19 protein-coding genes are annotated in these 21,513 nt (G+C 62.5%); 13 read left to right on the forward strand and 6 right to left on the reverse strand.

Annotated features, from left to right (window positions below):
• Nucleotides 1-60: 60 nt before the first annotated feature.
• Nucleotides 61-1,107: a DMT family transporter gene (locus AC07R0_RS00345; protein WP_495103336.1), complete on the forward strand. Its 1,047-nt coding sequence runs from the start codon at nucleotides 61-63 to the stop codon at nucleotides 1,105-1,107.
• Between the two features lie 66 nt (nucleotides 1,108-1,173).
• Here AC07R0_RS00345 and AC07R0_RS00350 read toward each other — a convergent pair whose 3' ends face one another.
• The 6 genes from AC07R0_RS00350 to AC07R0_RS00375 all read right to left on the reverse strand — a co-directional run bounded on the left by AC07R0_RS00350 (nucleotide 1,174) and on the right by AC07R0_RS00375 (nucleotide 7,342).
• Entirely contained in the window at nucleotides 1,174-2,316 is a 1,143-nt protein-coding gene (locus AC07R0_RS00350) for a HupE/UreJ family protein (protein WP_495103337.1), read from the reverse strand.
• A complete protein-coding gene (locus AC07R0_RS00355) occupies nucleotides 2,313-3,458 on the reverse strand; it encodes a tetratricopeptide repeat protein (RefSeq protein WP_495103338.1) in 1,146 nt (381 codons plus the stop codon). Before AC07R0_RS00355 ends, AC07R0_RS00350 begins: the two co-directional genes overlap by 4 nt.
• Before the next feature lie 140 nt (nucleotides 3,459-3,598).
• Nucleotides 3,599-3,856 carry a hypothetical protein gene (locus AC07R0_RS00360; RefSeq protein ID WP_495103339.1) on the reverse strand — a complete coding sequence of 86 codons (258 nt, stop codon included), beginning with the start codon at nucleotides 3,854-3,856 and terminating at the stop codon, nucleotides 3,599-3,601.
• A 27-nt stretch (nucleotides 3,857-3,883) separates the two neighbouring features.
• Nucleotides 3,884-5,518: a DUF4331 domain-containing protein gene (locus tag AC07R0_RS00365; protein WP_495103340.1), complete on the reverse strand. Its 1,635-nt coding sequence runs from the start codon at nucleotides 5,516-5,518 to the stop codon at nucleotides 3,884-3,886.
• 240 nt (nucleotides 5,519-5,758) lie between these two features.
• Nucleotides 5,759-6,604, reverse strand: coding sequence for an HDOD domain-containing protein (locus tag AC07R0_RS00370; protein ID WP_495103341.1), 846 nt, complete (start codon nucleotides 6,602-6,604; stop codon nucleotides 5,759-5,761).
• 117 nt (nucleotides 6,605-6,721) lie between these two features.
• Nucleotides 6,722-7,342 carry a flavin reductase family protein gene (locus AC07R0_RS00375; RefSeq protein ID WP_495103342.1) on the reverse strand — a complete coding sequence of 207 codons (621 nt, stop codon included), beginning with the start codon at nucleotides 7,340-7,342 and terminating at the stop codon, nucleotides 6,722-6,724.
• Nucleotides 7,343-7,627: 285 nt separating this feature from the next.
• On the opposite strand from AC07R0_RS00375, the gene AC07R0_RS00380 reads away from it, so the two are divergent.
• From AC07R0_RS00380 to rplI, 12 genes are all read left to right on the forward strand, one after another.
• Nucleotides 7,628-8,896, forward strand: a complete 1,269-nt coding sequence (locus AC07R0_RS00380) for an ABC transporter substrate-binding protein (protein WP_495103343.1) — start codon at nucleotides 7,628-7,630, stop codon at nucleotides 8,894-8,896.
• 63 nt (nucleotides 8,897-8,959) lie between these two features.
• The gene (locus tag AC07R0_RS00385) at nucleotides 8,960-9,853 is read left to right on the forward strand and encodes a carbohydrate ABC transporter permease (RefSeq protein WP_495103344.1); all 894 of its coding nucleotides are present in this window, start codon (nucleotides 8,960-8,962) and stop codon (nucleotides 9,851-9,853) included.
• The gene (locus AC07R0_RS00390; RefSeq protein ID WP_495076353.1) at nucleotides 9,850-10,668 is read left to right on the forward strand and encodes a carbohydrate ABC transporter permease; all 819 of its coding nucleotides are present in this window, start codon (nucleotides 9,850-9,852) and stop codon (nucleotides 10,666-10,668) included. Before AC07R0_RS00385 ends, AC07R0_RS00390 begins: the two co-directional genes overlap by 4 nt.
• 11 nt (nucleotides 10,669-10,679) lie before the next feature.
• Nucleotides 10,680-12,926 carry a glycoside hydrolase family 2 protein gene (locus tag AC07R0_RS00395; RefSeq protein WP_495103345.1) on the forward strand — a complete coding sequence of 749 codons (2,247 nt, stop codon included), beginning with the start codon at nucleotides 10,680-10,682 and terminating at the stop codon, nucleotides 12,924-12,926.
• Between the two features lie 42 nt (nucleotides 12,927-12,968).
• Complete coding sequence (locus tag AC07R0_RS00400) at nucleotides 12,969-14,051, forward strand: ABC transporter ATP-binding protein (RefSeq protein ID WP_495103346.1); 1,083 nt, start codon at nucleotides 12,969-12,971, stop codon at nucleotides 14,049-14,051.
• A gap of 65 nt (nucleotides 14,052-14,116) precedes the next feature.
• Nucleotides 14,117-14,812 (forward strand): FadR/GntR family transcriptional regulator, encoded by a 696-nt coding sequence (locus AC07R0_RS00405; RefSeq protein ID WP_495103347.1) that lies wholly within the window; start codon nucleotides 14,117-14,119, stop codon nucleotides 14,810-14,812.
• Nucleotides 14,813-15,127: 315 nt separating this feature from the next.
• Entirely contained in the window at nucleotides 15,128-17,521 is a 2,394-nt protein-coding gene (gene ppsA / locus AC07R0_RS00410; RefSeq protein WP_495103348.1) for a phosphoenolpyruvate synthase, read from the forward strand.
• Between the two features lie 100 nt (nucleotides 17,522-17,621).
• Nucleotides 17,622-19,925, forward strand: coding sequence for a VC_2705 family sodium/solute symporter (locus AC07R0_RS00415; RefSeq protein ID WP_495103349.1), 2,304 nt, complete (start codon nucleotides 17,622-17,624; stop codon nucleotides 19,923-19,925).
• A gap of 67 nt (nucleotides 19,926-19,992) precedes the next feature.
• Nucleotides 19,993-20,361 carry a 30S ribosomal protein S6 gene (gene rpsF / locus AC07R0_RS00420; RefSeq protein ID WP_092761765.1) on the forward strand — a complete coding sequence of 123 codons (369 nt, stop codon included), beginning with the start codon at nucleotides 19,993-19,995 and terminating at the stop codon, nucleotides 20,359-20,361.
• Between the two features lie 32 nt (nucleotides 20,362-20,393).
• Nucleotides 20,394-20,681 carry a primosomal replication protein N gene (gene priB, locus AC07R0_RS00425; RefSeq protein ID WP_495076359.1) on the forward strand — a complete coding sequence of 96 codons (288 nt, stop codon included), beginning with the start codon at nucleotides 20,394-20,396 and terminating at the stop codon, nucleotides 20,679-20,681.
• 14 nt (nucleotides 20,682-20,695) lie between these two features.
• Nucleotides 20,696-20,980, forward strand: coding sequence for a 30S ribosomal protein S18 (gene rpsR, locus AC07R0_RS00430; protein ID WP_092761761.1), 285 nt, complete (start codon nucleotides 20,696-20,698; stop codon nucleotides 20,978-20,980).
• Nucleotides 20,981-20,992: 12 nt separating this feature from the next.
• Nucleotides 20,993-21,445: a 50S ribosomal protein L9 gene (gene rplI, locus AC07R0_RS00435; RefSeq protein WP_495099095.1), complete on the forward strand. Its 453-nt coding sequence runs from the start codon at nucleotides 20,993-20,995 to the stop codon at nucleotides 21,443-21,445.
• Nucleotides 21,446-21,513: the final 68 nt, after the last annotated feature.

The raw sequence follows: 21,513 nt of genomic DNA on the forward strand, positions 1-21,513 counted from the left end.
CGCACTAGGTGATGATTGATACAAGATTATTATGTAAGCCTCATCTGCTCTGTACCCACCATGTCGATCAAACCCGCTATTCCCGCCCTGGCTGCTGCACTGCTGTTTGGCGCCAGCACACCGTTGGCCAAGTTGCTGGTGGGCGACGTGACGCCTTTGCTCTTGGCGGGGCTTTTGTACCTGGGTAGCGGCCTGGGCCTGGGCGTGTTGCTGGGGTTACGCAGCCTGCGGCAGTCGCAGAAGCTGCGCATTCCACGGGCCGAATGGCCCTGGCTGCTGGGTGCCATCGTGTTTGGCGGCGTGCTCGGGCCGGCGCTGCTGATGCTGGGCCTGGCGCAGACCAGTGCTGCGTCGGCTTCCCTGCTGTTGAATGTGGAGGGCGTGCTGACCGCCCTGATTGCCTGGATGGTGTTCAAGGAGAACGCCGACCGCCAACTGGTGCTGGGCATGCTGGCCATTGTGCTGGGCGGCGTGCTGCTGGCCTGGGAGCCGGGCGGGCTGGGCTTTTCGCGCGGCGGCTTGTTCATCCTGGGCGCCTGCCTGTGCTGGGCTGTAGACAACAACTTGACCCGCAAAGTCTCCACTAACGACGCGATGCTGGTGGCCGGGCTCAAGGGTCTTTTGGCCGGCATCAGCAACACGGCGCTGGCCTTGGTCGGCGGTGCAGTCTTGCCGGCCGCAGGCGTATGGGGCTCCAGCATGTTGGTGGGTTTTTTGGGTTATGGCCTGAGCCTGACGCTGTTCGTGGTGGCGCTGCGCACCCTGGGCACGGCGCGCACTGGCGCATATTTCTCGGTGGCGCCGCTATTCGGCGTGGTGATTTCGCTGCTGTTGTGGCCGGGCTTGCCGGGGCCGTTGTTCTGGGCGGCTGCGGCGCTGATGGCCGTGGGCATATGGCTGCATGTGCGCGAACGGCATGAGCATGCGCATACACACGAGGTGCTGGAGCACAACCACACCCACCGGCACGATGCCCACCACCAGCACGCGCACAGCTTCGCCTGGAGCGGGCAGGGCGCCCATGCGCACCCGCACCGGCACGAGGTAATGACGCACAAGCACCCGCATTACCCGGACATTCACCACAGACATGTGCACCCCCATTGAATATGGGTTAAATAGGGCTCTGGCGCGGGCGGTACCTGCGCAAGTAGCTCCTATTTAAATAGCAAATCAAAACACCCGCACCCAGAACCAGTAGGCCGCTAGCAGGGCCAGCAGTGCCGAGCCGCCGCACACCACCACGCGGCCGTACCAAGGCTGGTTGACGACAAGTTGGGACAGCAGCACCCAGGCGGTCACTGCGGTCAACTGGCCTGCCTCCACACCCAGGTTGAAGCCCGCCAGCGCCCAGGGCAGCAGGCCGGACGAAGCGGCGGCCTCGATCAGCAGGCCGGCAAAGCCGTAGCCATGGACCAGGCCAAAACTCAGGGCCAAGCGTTCGGGCCGTAGCACGGGCACCGGGAAGATGTTCAGCAGGGCCGTCACCGAGATGGAGGCGGCGATGGCCGGCTCCACCCACACCGGCGAGGCCTGGCTCCAGCCAAAGGTGGCCAGCATCAGCGTGATGGAGTGGCCAATGGTGAAGGCGGTGATGGTGCGCAGCAGCGACCACCAGGGGCTGCGTTGTCCCGCCGCCGTGGCGCCCCGGCCCAGCCGCAAATGCAGCGGCAGCACCAGGGCCAGCAAAAAGGCCATGTGGTCATAGCCCTCCAGCAGGTGGTGCATGCCCAGGCCCAGATAGTCGAGCACGGTGGCGGCGATGCCGCGCTGCGTGGTGGGACCAGTGGGAACGTTGGGGCTGGCGGAGTGGGTGGCTTGGCGCAGTTGCAGCGGCTGGACTTGCTGGGGCGAGGCGGTGGCCAGCAGGTCGTGGCCGTCCAGGGCGCCGGTGACGATCAGGCGGTGGTTGGCGTCTTGTTCGCGGAACAGGGTGTAGCGCCAGGCCAGGGCTGCCCCTGCTGGGCAGCGTGCCTGGGCGGCGGCACGCAGGTAGGCACCGTCGCTGCGCCGCTCCAGCCCGTCGTAGCGCCAGGTCAGCGGGCAGCCCGGGGCGGCTGTGTCCAGCCCGGTATGGGCTTGCAGCAGGGCCAGCACGGCGGGTGTGGCCGCCTGTATTTCAGCCCAGGTGAGCTGGCCGTCGGCATTGGCGTCCAGCGGCAGCAGCAGGTCCAGGTCTTTCAGAGCCACGGACAGGCGTAGGTTCAGCGCGGCATCTGCCTGACGCACGTCCAGATAGGCGTCGCTGCCCTTGTGGGCCCAGGCGGAGGCGCTGCACAGCAGCAGGGCGCAGAGTAGGGAAATCAGGCGTTTCATGTCGCGCCCTTCACGCTGCGCGCATCCACCAGGCCGATGCCGCGCATATCCGCTTGCAGCTGCTGCAGGGCGGCCGCATCACCGGCCTGGCGGGCGCTTTGCAGGGCGACCCACCAGTCCACCGGCTCGCGCTGCAGGTGGAGGTTGCGCCGGGCAATCGCCAGGGCGCCCGCTGCGTCGTCGTCCAGCCAGAGGGCCACCAGGGCTTGCTCGCGGCCGTGCAGCGTTAGGTCGTCGCCGCGCTGGGCGAGTTCGGCATTCCATTCGCGGATGGTCTGGCGCAGCGCTTGCCAGCCGGGGTCTTTCAGCCGGCGCAGGGCGGTGGCCTGGCGCAGCAACACGGCGTCGGTCAGTGGCAGGGGCTTGAGCACAGCCAGGGCCTGGGCCGGTTTGCCCGTGCGCAGCAGCAGGTCGCTCAGGGCAATGCTGGTGTAGAGGTCGGGCTCGCTGTGCAGGCTGCTGCGGTAGGCGGCCTGGGCGGCGGCGTCATGGCCTGCGCGCTCCTCGCTCTCGGCCAGCAGGGACAGCAGCCAGCTGCGCTGGCCAGCATCCCGGGTTTGCGCCAGCAGGGCGTTCAGGCCGCTGCGCACAGCGGTGTTCTGGCCTTGCAGCGACTGGGTTTCCAGCACGCAGGCCTGGGCGTACATGTTCTGGCCGGCACGGGCCACGGCGTTGCAGGCCAGCAGGGCCTGCGGATACTGGCCGGACAGGCGCTCCAGCGCCGCCAGGTTCAGCCAGCCCTGGGCGCTGCCAGGGTCTCGCTTCAGGGCGGCCTGCAGCACGCTGCGCGATGCGGCAAATTCGTGCCGGCCCTGCTGCACCGTGGCCTGCAGAATGGCCAGCTCCACCGGGGCATTCGGCTGGTTCCACCAGGGCGCCAACACGGCCTGGGCGCGGCCCCAGTAGCGGGTGTCGCCGCTTTGCCGGGCGGTGGCGATGTGGGCGCGGGCCTGGGCCGCTGCGGCCACCGGGTCGGCGGGCTGCGCCGGGGCCGACGCATTCGGCGCTATCGGGCGCACACGGGTGATGGTGGGCAGGCGTTCTACCACGTCATCGCTCCGGCTGGGGTGCAGCTCGGTGGTGGCATGGGCGGCGCTGCACGTCAGCAGGCCGGCAAGCCACAGGAGGGTTAGGAGGCGCATGGGTGTGCGGCGTCTGGTTTGCTATATAAAAAGTAGCTGCTAGCGCAGGTATCTTCTGCGCTGGCGGCCACTTTCATGTAAATGTTGAAATGCCTTGCACCGCTGCCGCCAGGCTGGAACGGTGCAAGGCTTTAGGCGGGTCAGATGTCCGCCGGTTCGTCCGAGTCGCTGGTGGCCAGCGTGGCGCTGCCCAGCACCAGCGGGTCGCTGCTGTCACTGGTCGTGGCGATCTGCCTTTGGGCGAACGAGATTACGTTGCCGACATTGGTTTCCGCCGCGACGGGCACGTCGGTGCCGGGCACGGTTTGCACCAGGTCCGCGCCGCCGCCACCGCCTCCGCATCCCACCAGCAGGCCAACTGCGACCACGGTGGGGGCTATCCATTTGTACTGAGCCATGGTGTGTCCTTTCGTACTGCTAGGGGCTTAGTTGGAGCCGGCGTTGGGCGTGTTGAGGTAGGGGAAGCGTGTGAGGAAGGGCACGGTGGCCTGGTCCACGCCGTCGTGGATATTGGCCGACTGGGCGCCCAGCGGCACGCTGGATGCCTTGCAGGAGGATGTCAGGCTGGGCACGCCGGGCACGCCGGGCACGCTGTTCAGGCCCAGGCTGTTGTTGTCGCCGTTGATCACGCACAGGCCACCCAGCACGGCGACCAGGGCGATGTCCACCACGTCGTCCTTGGGGCGACGGCCGTTCGGGAAGCCGGCCAGGTCCACGGCCTGGGCCAGATTGGCCGTGCCACCCACGCGCAGTACTTCACCGGCCACGCCCAGGCGGTTTTGCGTGGCGAAGGGTACGGGGCTGATGGCGGTGTTCAGGCGCAGTACTTCGGATGGCGTGGCGTTGGCCGGCTTGTTCACGCCGGTGATGCCGGTCAGGAACACGGTGGCCAGGTCGGTGCGCGGCAAATTGGTCGGCGCCAGGGCGGTGGCGCTATTGGCCAGGGTGATGCCCAGCAGCGCCGGCAGCGTGGGGTTGGTCACATAGGTGAGGAACTGGCCGTCGTCCTGCGGCTTGGAGGCGTTGAACTTGTCCTTGTCCGGCAGGCCGATGACCAGCTCGTTCACCAGCGGATTGCCCAGGCGCGACACCTGGACCCAGGCGCCGCCGGCTTTCTCGCTGGCCTGGTGGCCCGATGGCGGCTTGCCGTTGAGGAGGCGGGCCTGGCGCAGGCTGGCCGTGGTCCAGCCGCCGATGACGGTCTCGGAGCCGGCGGTCAGGCAGCCCTTGTTCACCTCGAGTGCGATGGTGGTGATATTGGTCTTCTGCACCACAGCTTGGCCGCCTTGGCCCACGGCGTCTTTGTTGGCCGGGTCTAGCAAGAAGGCGGCGGGCGCGTTCACCAGGTCAAACACCGGGCCCAGGTTCACTGCAAAGCCGTCCTGGCGCTGGCCGACGAAGACTTTGCCGGTGTCCATGCCGGCGGGGCAGCCGGGGATCTTGATGTCGAAGATATGCTTTTGCGCATAGGTCTCGTAGGCGGAGGCATTGCCCAGGGTCTTGGCGCCGATGTAGTCCACCGGCTTTTCAAAGGTTTTGCTGCCGTCGGTCTTGGTCACGTCGGACACGGCGCCTTTGCGGCGGTCGCCGCGCACCACCTTGACGGTATAGCTTTCATTCAGGTTCAGGTTGGCGTCGTTCACATTGCTCACGCCACCGGCCTGTATCAGCGGGATGGCGACGCTGGACGCGCCAATCGGCAGGGCCACGTTATTGAGCTTGTTGTTGAAGCGGAACTGGAAGCTCATGTGCTCCTTGGCGTCGCCCACGTTGTCGATATGGATCTCGTACAGCGCGTTGGGGTCCATGGAGAAGTAGTTGGGACCGCCGTACGGAGCCTGCAGCGGCTGGTAGTTGGCGATCATGGTCACGTAGTCCGAGCGGCCACCGCTGCCGTTGCTGGCCACGCCTTCGTAGCTGCGGAACATATAGAAGTCGGTGCCGTCCACCTTGGGCGAGGTGGTGATGAAAGGCGCTTCGCGGTGGCTGGATGCCAGCGCCGCGTTGCCGAGGGCCAGCAGTACACAGGCTGCTGTGATGGGGCCGCGTTTGAATTGCATGTTGTGCTCCTGAAGGTCGTGTCCGTTGATGCCAAGCTGGCTTGCAGAGGCCCGGTACACGCTGGTACAGGACATCCATCACGGATACGCAGGAAACTTTGCTTTGGATTCACGCAGCATTTACCCGACCGCGTGAGTCGGGATTGCGTGCGGTTTGCTGATTGCTATTCTTTTGATAGCTTCCAGCGCAGGTATTGCCTGCGCTGGAGGCGGATTATTTTGTGAGCCTTGGGCGGGCTCTCAGGCCGAGGCGTCTATCTTGTGCAGATAGGCCAGGGCGATGCGCGGTGCGGCGTTGAGCAGCTCGGCGATGTCGTTCACATCGTCTGGCAGGGCCGGGTTGTCCCAGCCGTGCATGGTGTGGCGGGCGACCCGCACGGCCAGCACCACATTGCGCACATTGGCCTGGTCGGCATGCTTGGTATCGCTGATGCGCACCAGCAGCGAGGGCAGGTGCCACAGCTTCATCAGGGCCAGGGCCAGGTCGTCCAGTTCGATGTTGAGCAGGCTTTTCTGGATGCTGGCGCTGCGCAGGTTGGGGTCGGCTTTTTGGGCCTGGCGGATCTGCAGCTCCAGCGTGGGAGCGTGGCACCACATCAGCATCTCGGCAAAGTCGTGCAGAAAGGCGGCGCGCTGGATCACGTCCACGTCCATGTCGTTGCGGTGCACGGCAAAGCCCAGGGCGAACAGGCGGGCCCGTTCTGCACGCTGCAGCAGCTCGCGCAGGCCGGCCAGCGCCTCGGGCTGGTCGTGCAGCCGGTCTTCGATGGTGGGCTGCAGGCCAAAGTGGCGGAAGAAGGGGGCGATGCCGGTCATCACCAGGGCGCTGGTGATGCTCTCGGTCTCGGTGAAGTCGCCGGGCCGGCGCTGCTTGGCTGCGTAGGCCATGAGCTTGATGGTCATCAGCGGGTCGGGCTGGATGGCCTCGGTCAGCATGGCGGCATCCACATCGTCTTCTATGGCGCGCAGCGCCTCCAGGGCCTGCGAGGTGGTGGCCAGCACGGGGATTTCGGCGTCGCAGAAATAGCGCGTCCAGGCGGCCAGGTCGGCCAGTGGCTCGGTCAGGTACGGGGTGGATTCAGGCATAGCCGCCAATGTACTGCAGCCACGCAAAGTCTGCCGAAGTTTGCGCTCAAACTGGCCGGCAGCGCAGGTAACACCTGCGTAAGCCGCTATCAAAATAGGAAAGCAGCCGTGCTGCGTTCAGCGCGGGCGGTGCATGCGAAACAGCTGTTCCGGCCCCACGCTGAAGTAGTCGGCCGGGCCGCCGCCGCGCAGGATGTGGCCGGCTGCGGCGGTGTCGTACACCCCGTTTTTCAGCAGGCTTTTGGCGATGTGCACGGCCACCACTTCGCCCAATACCAGCCAGGTGCTGATTTGCGCGCCGCTGGCGGCCTGCAGTTGCACGATCTGGGTGCAACGGCATTCGAAGGACACCGGGCTTTCTTGTACCCGGGGTACGGCCACTACGCGGCTGGGCGCGGGCGTCAGGCCGGCCAGCGCGAACTCGTTCACCTCGGGGGGCACAGCCTGGCAGGTTTGGTTCATGGCCTCGGCCAGGTCGCGGGTGGCCAGGTTCCAGACGAATTCGCGGGTCTGCTCGATGTTGCGCAGCGTGTCCTTGTAACCCACGCTGGCAAAACCGATGATGGGCGGGATGTAGTTGAAGCCGTTGAAGAAGCTGTAGGGCGCCAGGTTCAGCGCACCTTCGGCGTTGTGCGAGGCGATCCAGCCGATGGGGCGCGGCCCGACGATGGCATTGAACGGGTCGTGCGGCAAGCCATGACCCAGTCGGGGTTCGTAGAAGTGGATGCTGTCGGGCATGTCGGTACTTTAAAAATATGATGATTAAGCCAATTCCATCGGCAAGAGGGGGGACGCTCACACTCTGTTACTTTTACGAATGCGGCAGTGCCCACTGGAAGGGCCAAAGCAGCCAAGGGTAATCCCCGGTGAGTTGGCTAGAGGTTATTTGTAATATGAATGTGGGTCGGCGGCCTTGGCCAGCGGACCTGCACTGCCCCGCTACCGGGCGCCCTGTGTTCCGTACACGGGCGTGGGTGGCCGGCGCAGACACGTCAACCATAGTACAAGAGACGAAAGAGCACCATGCATTTTGCAAAACCAACCACCGCCGTGGCCAGTCTGGCTTTGGCATCCATGGGCTTGATGACCGCTGCTGCGGTGTCGGCCAAGGAAGTCACCGTCTGGGCCTGGGACCCGAACTTCAACATCGCCATCATGAAAGAGGCGGCGGCCCGTTACACGGCCAAGCACCCTGATGCGACGTTCAAGATCGTGGACATGTCCAAGGCGGACGTGGAGCAAAAGTTGCAGACCATGCTGGCTTCCGGCGTGACCAAGTCCTTGCCCGATGTGGTGCTGGTGGAAGACTACAACGCCCAAAAATACCTGCGCTCCTTCCCTGGTGCGTTCGAGCCCATGTCGGGCGTGGTGAACTACGCGGGCTTCGCCAAATACAAGGTGGACCTGATGACCATCGACGGCAAGACCTACGGCCTGCCGTTCGATTCGGGCGTGACCGGCATGTACTACCGCAAGGACTTGCTGGCCAAGGCCGGCTTTTCTGAGAAGGACATGGAGAACATCTCCTGGGACCGCTATATTGAAATCGGCAAGAAGGTCGTCGCCACCACCGGCAAGAAGATGCTGGGCATCGACCCCAATGACAACGGCCTGATCCGCGTGATGATGCAGTCCGCCGGTCGCTGGTACTTCGACAAAGACGGCAAGCTCGACATCAAGAACAACCCCGCACTGAAGGCCGCGCTGGAAACCCAGGGCAAGTTGTTCAAGGCCGGCATCGTCAAGCCCGTGACCAACTGGGCCGAATACGTGGGTGCGGTGAACAAGGGCGACGTGGCTTCTATTACTACCGGCGTGTGGATCACCGGTTCGGTCAAGTCTGAAAAAGGCCAGTCCGGCCAATGGGGCGTGGCGCCCACACCGGCGCTGGACATCCCAGGCGCCGGCCATGCGTCCAACTTGGGTGGCTCCAGCTGGTATGTGCTGAGCGGCGGCAAGGAGAAGGCACAGGCCATCGACTTCCTGAATGAAATCTACGCCAAGGACGTGGACTTCTACCAGAGCATCCTGACCGCACGTGGCGCTGTGGGCACGCTGCTGGCATCGCGTAGCGGCAAGGCCTATGCCGAAGCTGATCCGTTCTTTGGCGGCGCCCAGGTGTGGCAGCGCTACAGCGACTGGCTGGGCAAGATCCCCAGCGTGAACTACGGCATCTACACCTACGAGGGTGATGCGGCTGTGTCGGCCCAACTGCCGGCGCTGAACCAGGGCGTGCCGGTGGACCAGCTGCTGGACAAGATCCAGCAACAGCTGTCGGCGCAAATCAAGTAAGCATTTTTTTGAGTGGGGGCGGCGCTGGCGCTGCCCCCGTGTGTATTGTTCCCGGGAGCCTTTATGCGGCAAGCAAGCAAGCCGAGTTCCAGCCGCTTCTTTGATATCAACGGATGGGCCTTCGTCTCCGTGGCGATGGCCTTGATCTCTGTCTTCATGCTGTACCCCATAGGCAAATCGCTATGGATGTCGGTGCAGTCTGGGCAGGGCACCATGACCAGGTTTGTCGGCCTGGGCAATGTGCAGCGTCTGCTGGACGACCCCATGTTCCTGCGGGCCTTGACCAATACCTCCATCTTTCTGGTGGTGCAGGTGCCCATCATGATCGTGCTGGCCCTGGTGATGGCCTCGTGCCTGAATATTCCCAACCTCAAGGGCCGCGGCCTGCTGCGTACCGCCGTGTTTTTGCCCTGCGTGACTTCTCTGGTGGCGTATTCGGTGCTGTTCAAAAGCATGTTCTCTTATGACGGCGTGGTCAACAGCACGCTGATGGGGCTGGGCCTGGTTTCTGAGGCCGTGCCCTGGTTGACCGACCCGTTCTGGGCCCGCGTGGTGGTGATCGTCGCCATCACCTGGCGCTGGACCGGCTACAACATGATCTTCTATCTGGCGGCCATGCAGAACGTGGACAAGTCGATCTACGAGGCGGCACGCATCGACGGCATATCGGCCACACGGCGGTTCCTGTCGATCACCATTCCGGTGCTGAAGCCGGTGATTTTGTTCACCACGGTCACTTCCACCATCGGCACGCTGCAGATGTTCGACGAGGCCATGAACATCACCAACGGCGGGCCGGCGGACAGCACGCTGACGCTGTCGCTGTACATCTACAACCTGTCCTTTAAATACGTGCCTAACTTTGGCTACGCCGCCACGGTCTCGTATGTGATCGTGGTGCTGGTGGCGATCTTGGCCTTCATCCAGTTTTATGCAGCCCGGGAGCGTGATCAATGAGCCAATGGAGCGGAAAGTTACGCACGGCCCTGGTGTATGGGTTTTTGTGGTTGATGGCGCTGTTGTCCATCTTCCCGTTTGTCTGGATGCTGATCAGCGCCACCAATGAAAGCCACGATATCACCAAAGGCAAGATGAGCTTTGGCAATGCGCTGGCCGAGAACTACCACAAGTTCGCCGAGCTGTTCGACGTGGGCCTGGTGTTCTGGAACTCCGGCAAGGTGGCGATTCTGGGCTCGTTCCTGACGCTGGCGGTATCGTCGTTGGCCGGCTATGGCTTCGAGATATTCCGTTCACCCGGCCGTGAGCGTGTCTACCAGGGCGTGCTGCTGTCGATGATGATTCCGTTCTCGGCGCTGATGATTCCGCTGTTCATCCTGCTAGCCTCGTTCGACATGCTGGACACGCACATGGCGGTGATCCTGCCGGGCATTGCGTCGGCGTACATGATTTTCTACTTCCGCCAGAACACCAAGTCCTTCCCGCTGGAGCTGCGCGACGCGGCGCGGGTGGATGGCTTGAAGGAATGGCAAATCTTCCTGTTCGTCTATCTGCCGGTGATGCGCTCCACCTACGCGGCGGCCTTCATCATCGTCTTCATGACCATCTGGAACAGCTTTCTGTGGCCGTTGATTGTGTTGCAGTCGGTTGAACTGAAGACCATCACCCTGGTGCTGTCGTCACTGGGCTCGTCGTATACGCCGGACTTCGGCGTGATCATGGTCGCCACCATCCTGGCCACCATTCCCACCCTGGTTGTTTTCTTTGCCATGCAGCGCCAGTTTGTCGAAGGCATGCTGGGTTCCGTTAAATAGGTTTTCCACATATGCGTACCGTGACTCCATTGACCGCCGGCTGGGTATTCCACGCCGATTTTTCCAGCGATCTGACCACCCAGCCCAAGGCGGGTGCCTCTGTCCGCCTGCCGCACAACGCGGTGGACCTGGACATGAACTACTTCGACGAGCGCAGCTTCCAAAAGGAATTCGGCTACCAGTACCAGCTGGCCTGGCAGCCCGGGTTTGCTGGCAAGGAAGTAACGCTGCAGTTTGACGGCGCCATGGCCAATACCGTGGTCTGGCTCAATGGCCACCAGGTGGCCAGCCACAAGGATGGCTACACCCCGTTCCAGGCCCGCCTGACCGACTATCTGCAAGCGGGTGACAACCTGCTGACCGTGAAGGTCGATGGCAGCGAGAACCCCGAGATCCCCCCCTTCGGCGGCCAGATCGACTACCTGACCTATGCCGGCATCTACCGTGACGTATGGCTGCAGGTGACGGACCCGGTATCCATCGCCAATCTGAAAATTGAAACATTGAATGAGCTGAGCGATGCCAAAGGTGTGTCCGTCAAAGGCTTTCTGGCCAACCCCACCGGCATGGCCTTTACCGGCACCGCGCTGGTAGAGGTGTGCACCGTGGAGGGGGCTGTGCTGCAACAGCAAACTGTGGCGGTGGATGCCGATGGCTTCAGTGCATCGTTTGAACAATTGGCGGGCCTGCAACTGTGGGAGTTGGACAGCCCCGCGCTGTACCTGGTCCGCGCAACGCTCGCCAGCAGCGCAGGCAGCGACCAGCTCAGCGCCCGCTTTGGCTTTCGCACCGCACGCTTCACCACCGAGGGCTTTTCCTTCAACGGCAAGCCGCTCAAAATCCGGGGCCTGAACCGCCACCAGTCCTTCCCTTACGTGGGCTACGCCATGGGCCGCCGCGCGCAGCAGAAGGACGCAGACGTGCTGAAGGAGGTGCTGAAGTGCAACCTGGTGCGCACCTCGCACTACCCGCAGTCCAGCTATTTTCTGGACCGCTGCGACGAGATCGGTCTGTTGGTGTTTGAAGAGATTCCGGGCTGGCAGCATATTGGCGGTGCGGCCTGGAAGGACGAGTCGGTAGAGAACGTGCGCCGCATGGTGGAGCGCGACTGGAACCACCCCTCCATCATCCTCTGGGGCGTGCGCATCAACGAGTCGCAGGACGACCACGACTTCTACACCCGCACCAATGCCATGGCCCGCGCGTTGGACAGTACGCGCCAGACCGGTGGTGTGCGCTACATCGAGAACAGCGAGCTGCTGGAAGACGTCTACACCGTTAACGACTTCTGCCACGTGGCCACGCCCGAATGGATGCGCGGCCAGCCGCCCGCGCCGCTGCGGCCACCGCGTTACGTCACCGGCTTGGACAAAGATGTGCCCTACCTGGTGACCGAGTTCAACGGCCATATGTTCCCCACCAAGCGCATCGACCCCGAGGTGCGCCAGGCCGAGCATGTGACCCGCTATCTGGATGTGCTGAACAAGGCTTACGGCAACCCGCAGATTGCTGGCTCCATTGGCTGGTGCATGTTCGACTACAACACGCACAAGGACTTTGGTGCGGGCGACCGTATCTGCCACCACGGCGTGATGGACATCTTCCGCGAGCCCAAGTTTGCTGCCTTCGCCTACGCCAGCCAGTGCGCCCCGCAAGAGCAGGTGGTGCTGGAGCCCGTGACCTATTGGGCACGCGGCGAGAAGGACCGCTGCGAGGCCTTGCCCCTGATCGTGCTGACGAACTGCGACTATCTGGAATTCCAGTTCGGCAGCTTCCCGGCCATCCGTATCGAGCCCGACCGTGCGCAGTACCCGCATCTGCCGCATGCGCCGGTGGTGATTGATAGCCGCCACGTCGACCCGCAGGAGCTGGGCGCCTGGGGCATGCAGTGGATGGACGGCCGCTTGACCGGCTATGTGGATGGCAAGCCGGTCAAACAGGTGCTGCTCAGTGGCAACCCGCTGCCCACCATGCTGGATGTGCAGGCTGACAGCACGGAGCTGATCGCGGGTGAGAAGGATGCAGTGCGCTTCATCGTGCGCGCGTTGGACCAGCATGGCCGCTTGCTGCCGTTCCTGGACGATGTGGTGTCGCTGCAGGTCTCGGGTGGCGCCAAATTGCTGGGCCCTGCGGCCCTGGCATTCAAAGGTGGTGTGGCAGGTTTCTGGGTGGAGAGCACGGGCGAGCGCAGCGACAGCGTGGTGACTGTGTCCACGCAGCGCCTGGGCCAGCACACCACGACGCTCACCACATGCTGATGCAACAGGAGTAAGAGGCAAAGCGCCTGCGGGAAAATAAAAATGGCAGATGTCAAATTAAGCAACGTTAAAAAATCCTTTGGTGGCACGCATGTGATCCGCGGTGTGGACCTGGAGATCAACAAGGGCGAGTTTGTCGTTTTTGTTGGGCCGTCTGGCTGTGGCAAGTCCACGCTGCTACGCATGATCTCTGGCCTGGAAGACATCACCGACGGCGTGATGGAGATCGGCGGCCAGCGCGTAAACGAGTTGGACCCGTCCAAGCGCGGTATCGCCATGGTGTTCCAGTCATATGCGCTATACCCGCACATGACGGTGCGCGAGAACATGGGCTTTGCGCTCAAGTTCGCCGGTGTGCCCAAGGCCGAGGTGGCCAGCAAGGTGGACGCCGCCGCCAAAATCCTGGGTCTGGGCCCGCTGATGGACCGCAAGCCCAAGGCCTTGTCTGGCGGCCAGCGCCAGCGTGTGGCCATAGGCCGGGCCATCGTGCGCGACCCCAAGGTGTTTTTGTTCGATGAGCCCTTGTCCAATCTGGACGCAGAGCTGCGCGTGCACATGCGCATCGAGATCGCGCGCCTGCACCGTGAACTGGGCTCCACCATCGTGTACGTGACGCACGACCAGGTCGAGGCCATGACCCTGGCCAACAAGATCGTGGTGCTGCGTGCCGGCCTGATCGAGCAGGTAGGGGCGCCGCTGGAGGTGTACGACAACCCGGCAAATACTTTTGTGGCCGGCTTCATTGGTTCGCCGAAGATGAACTTCTTTGACGGGCGGGTGCTGGGCAGCGATGGGCCGTTATGCCATGTGGCCCTGGCCGGCTTTGGCGAGCTGGTGGTGTCCGTACCTTTGAAGGGCACGGCTCCGGCGGCGGGCACCGAGGTGCAACTGGGTGTGCGCCCCGAGCATTTCCGCGAGGATGGAGATGGCCGCCTGCCACTGACCATCGACATGCTGGAACACTTGGGCGGTGAAACCTTTGCCTATGCACGTTCCGCCGCGGGCGGCACCATCGTCATCAAGACCGAGCATGGCCGGGCATTGAAGACCGGCCAGGCTTATGAGGCCTGCTTCCAGACGCGCCTATCATTGCTCTTTGACAAGCCCGGCAATCGAATTTATTAGGCATTTACGAGGCGCCATGAGGCGCGGCACCCTGCATGCATCCTGTACTTCCCCATTCTGCTTCGATGTATACCGGCCGTAACCTGCACGGCCAAGTGGTCAGTGAGTTGGGTAAGCGTATCGTCGGCGGCATTTATCCTGCCGAGGCGCTGCTGCCCAACGAAGAGCAGCTATGCCAGGAGCTGCAGGTCAGTCGCACGGCGTTGCGCGAGGCCGTCAAGGTCTTGGCCGCCAAGGGTTTACTGGAGTCTCGTCCGCGCATCGGCACCCGTGTACGCAACCGCGATCTGTGGAATCTGCTGGACCCGGACATCCTGGCCTGGCGCTGCGCGATCGGGGCAGACGCCGAGTTTCTGCGCCATTTGACCGAGCTGCGTGAAATCATCGAACCGGCGGCTGCCTCGCTGGCGGCTGCCAGCCGCAGCCCGGAACAGCTGGTGGTGATACGCGCAGCCTTGAAGACCATGGAGGCTTGCACTTCCATCGGCGAATGGGTGGAGGCTGATCTGGCCTTTCACACCGCCATCCTGAAAGCTACCAATAATCCCTTGCTGATGCCGCTGGCTGCCATCATCGGTAGCGCGCTGGAATCCCTGTTGGATATCACGGCACGCAATGCCGGTGATTTCAAGAATGCGTTACCCGAGCACCAGAAGGTGTTTTCCGCCATCGAGGAGGGCGACTCGCAAGATGCCTTGCACCGCATGGCCGGCATGCTGTCGGACACGCGGGCGCTGATGAAGCGCTCGGTCTTGTTCTAAGTAGACGGCCGAGTCGGCACGGTTGGTTTTGGTATTTTGCTATTGAAGATGTAGCTGCTTGTGCAGGTGGTTATTGCGCTAGAGTGCGATTTCATGGTTTTTTCTAAATTTCGTAACTCGGCGGTAACTTGCATGTGATGGAACGCCGACTTCTCTACAATCGCGCCATTCGGAATTATTTCGACACCCCACACACACCATGCCCCGTTGCTACCCAGACCAACAACAACACCGTCGCGCGGCAGGCATGTGCAGCGACGTCCAAGGCCAGGCCCTTGGACGCGCAGACCCGGTTTTAACCTTCGGAGTCTTCCCATGTCTGCACTATTCAGCCCGACCGCCCTGGTCGTACCCTTTGAACAACTGAGAATGGACGACGTCGAGTCGGTGGGTGGCAAGAACGCCAGCCTCGGCGAGATGATTTCCCAGCTGCCCACGGGCGTGCGGGTACCTACCGGATTTGCCACCACGGCCTATGCCTTCCGGGCCTTTCTGGCGCATGACGGCTTGGCCGACAAGATCAGTGCCCGCCTGGCGCGCCTGGATATTGAAGATGTGCGTGCCCTGGCCGTGGCCGGTGCAGAAATCCGTGCCATGGTGGAAGCCCAGCCTTTCCCGGCCGATCTGCAAGCCGCCATCACCGAGGCTTTTGCCAAGCTGAGCGCGGGCAACCCTGAGGCTTCGTTTGCCGTGCGTTCGTCGGCCACAGCCGAAGACTTGCCGGACGCCTCGTTCGCGGGCCAGCAGGAAACCTTCCTCAACGTGGTCGGCATCGACGACGTGTTGCACAAGATGAAAGAGGTGTTTGCCTCTTTGTACAACGACCGCGCCATCAGCTACCGCGTGCACAAAGGCTTTGCCCACGACATCGTGGCCCTGAGTGCCGGCGTGCAGCGCATGGTGCGCTCCGACCTGGGCGCTGCCGGTGTGATGTTCACCATCGACACCGAATCCGGCTTCGACCAGGTGGTGTTCATCACCAGCAGCTACGGCCTGGGCGAAACGGTGGTGCAGGGTGCCGTGAACCCGGACGAGTTCTATGTGCACAAGCCCATGCTGCAGGCCGGCAAGCGCGCGTTGATCCGCCGCAACCTGGGCTCCAAGATGGTCCAGATGGAATTCACCACCGCAGCTGAAAAAGCCGCCACCGGCAAGCTGGTGAAGACCACCGACGTGCCTACCGAGCAGCGCAACCGCTATTCGCTGACCGACACCGAAGTCGAACAATTGGCCCATTACGCCCTGGTGATCGAGCAGCATTACGGCCGCCCGATGGATATCGAATGGGGCAAGGACGGCACCGACGGCCTGCTCTACATCCTGCAGGCGCGCCCCGAAACCGTGAAGAGCCAGCAGAAAGACAAGGCCGAGCTGCGCTACAAACTCAAAGGCAAAAGCGCCATCCTGGCCGAAGGCCGCGCGATTGGCCAGAAGATCGGTACCGGCCCGGTGCGCCTGGTGCACAGCATCAGCCAAATGGACGAAGTCCAGCCCGGCGATGTACTGGTGACCGACATGACCGACCCGAACTGGGAGCCGGTGATGAAGCGCGCCAGTGCCATCGTCACCAACCGTGGCGGCCGTACCTGCCATGCCGCCATCATTGCGCGTGAACTGGGCATTCCTGCGGTGGTCGGTTGCGGCGACGCGACCGAAAAGCTCAAGACCGGCACCCTGGTGACCGTGAGCTGCGCAGAGGGTGATACCGGCCTGATCTACGACGGCCTGCTGGAAACCGAGGTGACCGAAGTCGAGCGCGGTGCCATGCCCGAGATCAAGACCAAGATCATGATGAACGTGGGCAACCCCCAGCTGGCTTTCGACTTCTGCCAGTTGCCCAACCAGGGCGTGGGCCTGGCCCGGCTGGAGTTCATCATCAATAACAACATCGGCGTGCATCCCAAGGCCATCCTGGACTACCCGAACATCGACAGCGACTTGAAGAAAGCCGTCGAGTCTGTGGCCCGCGGCCACGCCTCGCCTCGTGCGTTCTATGTGGACAAGGTAGCCGAGGGTGTGGCAACGATTGCCGCCGCCTTCTGGCCCAAGCCGGTGATCGTGCGCCTGTCGGACTTTAAGTCCAACGAATACCGCAAGCTGATTGGCGGCAGCCGCTACGAGCCGGAAGAAGAAAACCCCATGCTGGGCTTCCGCGGCGCGGCGCGATACATCAGCGCCGATTTCGGCGAAGCCTTTGCCATGGAGTGTGCCGCGCTGAAGCGTGTGCGCCAGGACATGGGGCTGAGCAATGTGCAGGTGATGGTGCCTTTTGTGCGCACCCTGGGCCAGGCCGAGAAGGTCACCAAGTTGCTGGCTCAGCACGGCCTGCAGCGTGGTCAGGATGGCTTGAAGGTCATCATGATGTGCGAGGTGCCCAGCAATGCGATCCTGGCGGACGAGTTCCTGCAGTACTTCGATGGCTTCTCGATCGGCTCCAACGACCTGACCCAGCTGACCCTGGGTCTGGACCGGGATTCTGGTTTGGAATTGCTGGCCGCCGACTTCGACGAACGTGATCCGGCCGTCAAAGCCATGCTGAGCCGTGCCATCACCGCCTGCAAGGCGCAGGGCAAGTACGTTGGCATTTGCGGCCAAGGCCCTAGCGACCACCCCGACTTCGCCCAGTGGCTGGCCGATCAGGGCATCGAATCGATCTCGCTGAACCCCGACAGCGTGGTGGCGACCTGGAAGCAACTCGCAGGCTCCTAGGGCTGTTGCGGATAGGCCCAGGCCTGCGCCTGGGCTAGGATGAAGGACCCACCAAGGTCGCAATGTCTGCGGCTTTGCGGTGGGTCTTTTTCTATCTGCTGTGCACCTATCTCCACTGGCCACACTTCCCCGCTTTGATCGTTTGCGCACTGGCTTGCTGGTGCTGTGGACGTTGCTGTCGTTTGGCGTGGTGTTCTTCGCACGCGACCTGAGCTGGGTGGTGGCGGGTTGGCCATTCAATTATTGGTTTAGCGCCCAGGGCGTGGTGTTGTGCTATTTGCTCATCGTCGGCCTCTATGCCTGGCGCAGGCGCGGTGTGGGGGCCGACCAGGAGGTGGCGGCGTCCGTCCAGGCAAGCTATCGCCGGGGACTACACCGCAATTTCTCGCTGTACGTGGCGTGTGTGCTGTGTTTTCTGGCGCTCATGGCCTGGGCGGAGCACCAAGGTTTGTCGCGCTACTGGATAGGCGGCATTTTCCTGTTCGCCACATTGGCGCTGTATGCGAGCATCGGCATCTACTGCCGTACCTCGGACCCTTCGGAATACTTTGTGGCAGGGCGGCGCATTCCGGCTGTCTACAACGGCATGGCAACTGCTGCCGACTGGATGAGTGCTGCATCCTTTATTGGCTTGGCAGGTGGCTTGTACCTGAATGGTTTTTCGGGGCCGGACGGGCAGCCGGGTGGGTTGGCATACATGATGGGCTGGACGGGCGGCTTTTGCCTGGTGGCCTTGCTGATCGCACCGCGCTTGCGTCGCCTGCAGCTCTATACCGTGCCCGACTTTTTTGGTCAGCGCTATGGAGGGCATTGGCCGCGCTGGATTGCCGCCGGAGCGGCCGTAGTGTGCTCGTTCACCTATGTGGTGGCGCAGATTTACGCCGTGGGTTTGATCACCTCTCGTTTGACCGGGGTGCAGTTCGAGATCGGCATTTTGCTGGGTCTGGGAGGTGTGCTGGTGTGCTCGTTCTTGGGAGGTATGCGTGCGGTGACCTGGACCCAGGTGGCGCAGTACGTGATCTTGATCCTGGCGTTTTTGATCCCCGTGTCCTGGCTGGCCTATAAGCAGTTGGGTAATCCTTTGGCGATCTTGGTCTATGGTCAGCAACTGCCCAAGATTGCCGCCTTGGAAAAGCAACTTACTGAGTCTCCTGCGGAGACGGCCGTGCTTGCCGAATACAGCCGCAGGGCGGCGCGGTATGAGCAAATGTTGCTCGATGTGCCTAAGACCTTGGAGCAGGAGCGTCTGGCTGCGCAGGCGCATCTGCGGCAGTTGAAGGCCGACCGCGCGGATTCGGCGCTGGTGCGCAAGGCCGCGCGTGAACTGGCCATACTGCCGTCCGACGTAGCTTCTGCGCGTGAGCAGTGGAGCAGGGCCCGGCAAGACAACCTGGACCGTGCCCGGCCGCTGGCTGGCATGTCCCCGCATGCCCAGGTGTTTGCCGGCAACCCGGACGGAGCTCCTGCCGAGGCGGCCTTGTTCAACACCAGTCGTTTGAACTTCCTGGCGCTGGTGTTTTGCCTGATGACCGGCACCGCGGGTCTGCCGCATTTGTTGACGCGCTTCTACACGACGCCCTCGGTGGCCGAGGCCCGTAGCTCGGTGGCGTGGTCGCTGCTGTTCATTGCCTTGTTGTATCTGGCGGCGCCGGCTCTGGCGGTGCTGGTCAAATTCGAGGTGATGAGCCATCTGGTGGGCCAAAGCTTTGAAAGCCTGCCGACCTGGATAGCCCAGTGGGCCCAGGTGGATCCCGGTTTGCTGGCGGTGAACGATGTCAACGGCGACCATGTGCTGCAATTCGCAGAATTGAAGCTAGGGGCGGACTTGGTGATGCTTGCCACCCCCGAGCTGGGCGGTTTGCCCTATGTCGTATCTGGCTTGGTGGCTGCGGGGGGCTTGGCGGCAGCCCTTTCCACGGCCGATGGCCTGTTGCTGACCATGGGCAATGCCCTGGCCCATGATTTGTATCTGGAGGGGAAGGGGGGGCGGTCCGATCCCATGGTGCGGGTGCTGTTGTCCAAGTTCGCCTTGTTGCTGCTGGCCCTGGTGGCGGCCTATGTGGCCGCGCAAAAGCCTGCAAATATCCTGGTTCTGGTTTCGGCCTCGTTTTCTCTGGCGGCTGCAGCCTTCTTTCCGGCCATGGTGGCGGGTATCTTCTGGCAGGGCGCGACCCGTGCCGGTGCGGTAGCCGGCATGCTGGTGGGTTTGGCGGTGACCACGGGGTATATGGCCTTGAATGCATCCGTAGTTCGGGCATTCCTCGGCCTGCATGAGAGCGGACTGTGGTGGGGTATTCAGCCGGTTTCTGCGGGGGTGTTTGGGCTGCCAGCCGGCGCGCTGACGGTCTGGCTGGTCAGCCTCTTGTCGAGGCGCCAAGCTGTGGGCGCAAAAGCCGCGCTATAATACTTGGCTTTGCCCTTGCTACACCACTACAGACGCAGTGGGTGGCTTTACATCCCTAAGGAGAAATATGCGTCATTACGAAATCATTTTGATGATCCACCCGGATCAAAGCGAACAGGTTCCAGCCATGCTGGAGCGCTACAAGGGCATGATCACTGCCGGCGGCGGCAAGATCCACCGCGTGGAAGACTGGGGCCGCCGTCAACTGGTGTACCTGATCAACAAGCTGGCCAAGGCCCACTACCTGTGCGTCAACATCGAAGCCGACCAAGCCATCATGGCTGAACTGGAACACGCGTTCAAGTTCAACGACGCCGTGCTGCGCCACCTGACCGTGGTGATGAAGAAGGCCGAAACCGGCCCATCTTCGATGATGAAGACCGTTGAGCGTGAAGAAGCCCGCAAGACGCAACAGGCGGAGTACGCAGCCCACTAAGGTGGCGTGCTTACGCGGAGTCACCGAACGGAGTGAACCACGTTGTTTTGACGGCCTGTATTGCAGAGCTTAAAAATCTGCGCTACACGCCCGCCGGGCTGCCGGCCCTGGATATGGTGCTCGAACACGAGTCCAGTCTGGAGCAAGCAGGCCACACACGGCAAATCAAACTCGTGGTCAAGGCAATTGCCTTTGGCGCGATAGCCGAGCGAATCCAGCAGCAGCCTCTGGGCAGCCGTTGGCAATTCACCGGTTTTCTGGCCAGTCCCCGATTGGGTAAAAACCCCGCGCTCCATATTCAAGAATTTCAACCAGATTAATTCAGGAGTCCATCATGGCCGGACCAAAACGTTTCAATAACAAAGACAAGCGCCCGAAGCGCAACACCCAGTCCCTGCTGTTCAAGCGCAAGCGCTTCTGCCGCTTCACCGTGACCGGTGTGGAACAGATCGACTACAAGGACATCGACACGCTGCGCGATTTCATTGCTGAAAACGGCAAGATCATTCCCGCACGCCTGACCGGCACCCGCGCGATTTTCCAGCGCCAGCTCAACACCGCTATCAAGCGTGCGCGTTTCCTCGCCATGCTGCCGTACAGCGACCAGCACCGCATCTAAGGAAGTACGAACATGCAAATCATTCTGCTCGACAAGGTCGTGAACCTTGGAAATCTCGGCGACATCGTTAAGGTCAAAGACGGCTACGCCCGCAACTTCTTGATCCCTTCTGGCCGCGCACGTCGCGCTACCACCTTGGCCAAGGCCGAGTTCGAAGCCAAGCGCGCCGAACTGGAAAAGGCTGCTGCTGCCAAGCTGGCTGAGTCGCAAGCTCTGGGCGAAAAGCTCGGCGGCACGACCATCAAGCTGACGCAAAAGGCTGGCGTGGATGGCCGTCTGTTCGGCTCCGTGACCAATGCGGACATCGCCGAAGAGCTGAACAAGCAAGGCTACAAGGTTGCCAAGGCCCAGGTTCGCCTGCCTAACGGCATGATCAAGACCATCGGCGACAACACCGTGAACGTGGCTTTGCACACCGACGTGGTTGTGGAAATCACCGTTTCGGTCTACGGCGAAACCGCTTAATTAGCGTTTCTCTGTAAGAGGCCGCCAGGGCGTAAGCTCTGGCGGCCTTTTCCTTTGGCGCCGGGTTT

It is taken from the genome of Rhodoferax sp. GW821-FHT07F03 (assembly GCF_059418745.1).

Excerpts from the sequence above, each read along its gene's own strand:
- AC07R0_RS00345 (WP_495103336.1), top strand. The coding sequence starts at position 61 with ATGTCGATCAAACCCGCTATTCCCGCCCTGGCTGCTGCACTGCTGTTT.
- AC07R0_RS00350 (WP_495103337.1), bottom strand. The coding sequence starts at position 2,316 with ATGAAACGCCTGATTTCCCTACTCTGCGCCCTGCTGCTGTGCAGCGCC.
- AC07R0_RS00355 (WP_495103338.1), bottom strand. The coding sequence starts at position 3,458 with ATGCGCCTCCTAACCCTCCTGTGGCTTGCCGGCCTGCTGACGTGCAGC.
- AC07R0_RS00360 (WP_495103339.1), bottom strand. The coding sequence starts at position 3,856 with ATGGCTCAGTACAAATGGATAGCCCCCACCGTGGTCGCAGTTGGCCTG.
- AC07R0_RS00365 (WP_495103340.1), bottom strand. The coding sequence starts at position 5,518 with ATGCAATTCAAACGCGGCCCCATCACAGCAGCCTGTGTACTGCTGGCC.
- AC07R0_RS00370 (WP_495103341.1), bottom strand. The coding sequence starts at position 6,604 with ATGCCTGAATCCACCCCGTACCTGACCGAGCCACTGGCCGACCTGGCC.
- AC07R0_RS00375 (WP_495103342.1), bottom strand. The coding sequence starts at position 7,342 with ATGCCCGACAGCATCCACTTCTACGAACCCCGACTGGGTCATGGCTTG.
- AC07R0_RS00380 (WP_495103343.1), top strand. The coding sequence starts at position 7,628 with ATGCATTTTGCAAAACCAACCACCGCCGTGGCCAGTCTGGCTTTGGCA.
- AC07R0_RS00385 (WP_495103344.1), top strand. The coding sequence starts at position 8,960 with ATGCGGCAAGCAAGCAAGCCGAGTTCCAGCCGCTTCTTTGATATCAAC.
- AC07R0_RS00390 (WP_495076353.1), top strand. The coding sequence starts at position 9,850 with ATGAGCCAATGGAGCGGAAAGTTACGCACGGCCCTGGTGTATGGGTTT.
- AC07R0_RS00395 (WP_495103345.1), top strand. The coding sequence starts at position 10,680 with ATGCGTACCGTGACTCCATTGACCGCCGGCTGGGTATTCCACGCCGAT.
- AC07R0_RS00400 (WP_495103346.1), top strand. The coding sequence starts at position 12,969 with ATGGCAGATGTCAAATTAAGCAACGTTAAAAAATCCTTTGGTGGCACG.
- AC07R0_RS00405 (WP_495103347.1), top strand. The coding sequence starts at position 14,117 with ATGTATACCGGCCGTAACCTGCACGGCCAAGTGGTCAGTGAGTTGGGT.
- ppsA (WP_495103348.1), top strand. The coding sequence starts at position 15,128 with ATGTCTGCACTATTCAGCCCGACCGCCCTGGTCGTACCCTTTGAACAA.
- rpsF (WP_092761765.1), top strand. The coding sequence starts at position 19,993 with ATGCGTCATTACGAAATCATTTTGATGATCCACCCGGATCAAAGCGAA.
- rpsR (WP_092761761.1), top strand. The coding sequence starts at position 20,696 with ATGGCCGGACCAAAACGTTTCAATAACAAAGACAAGCGCCCGAAGCGC.
- rplI (WP_495099095.1), top strand. The coding sequence starts at position 20,993 with ATGCAAATCATTCTGCTCGACAAGGTCGTGAACCTTGGAAATCTCGGC.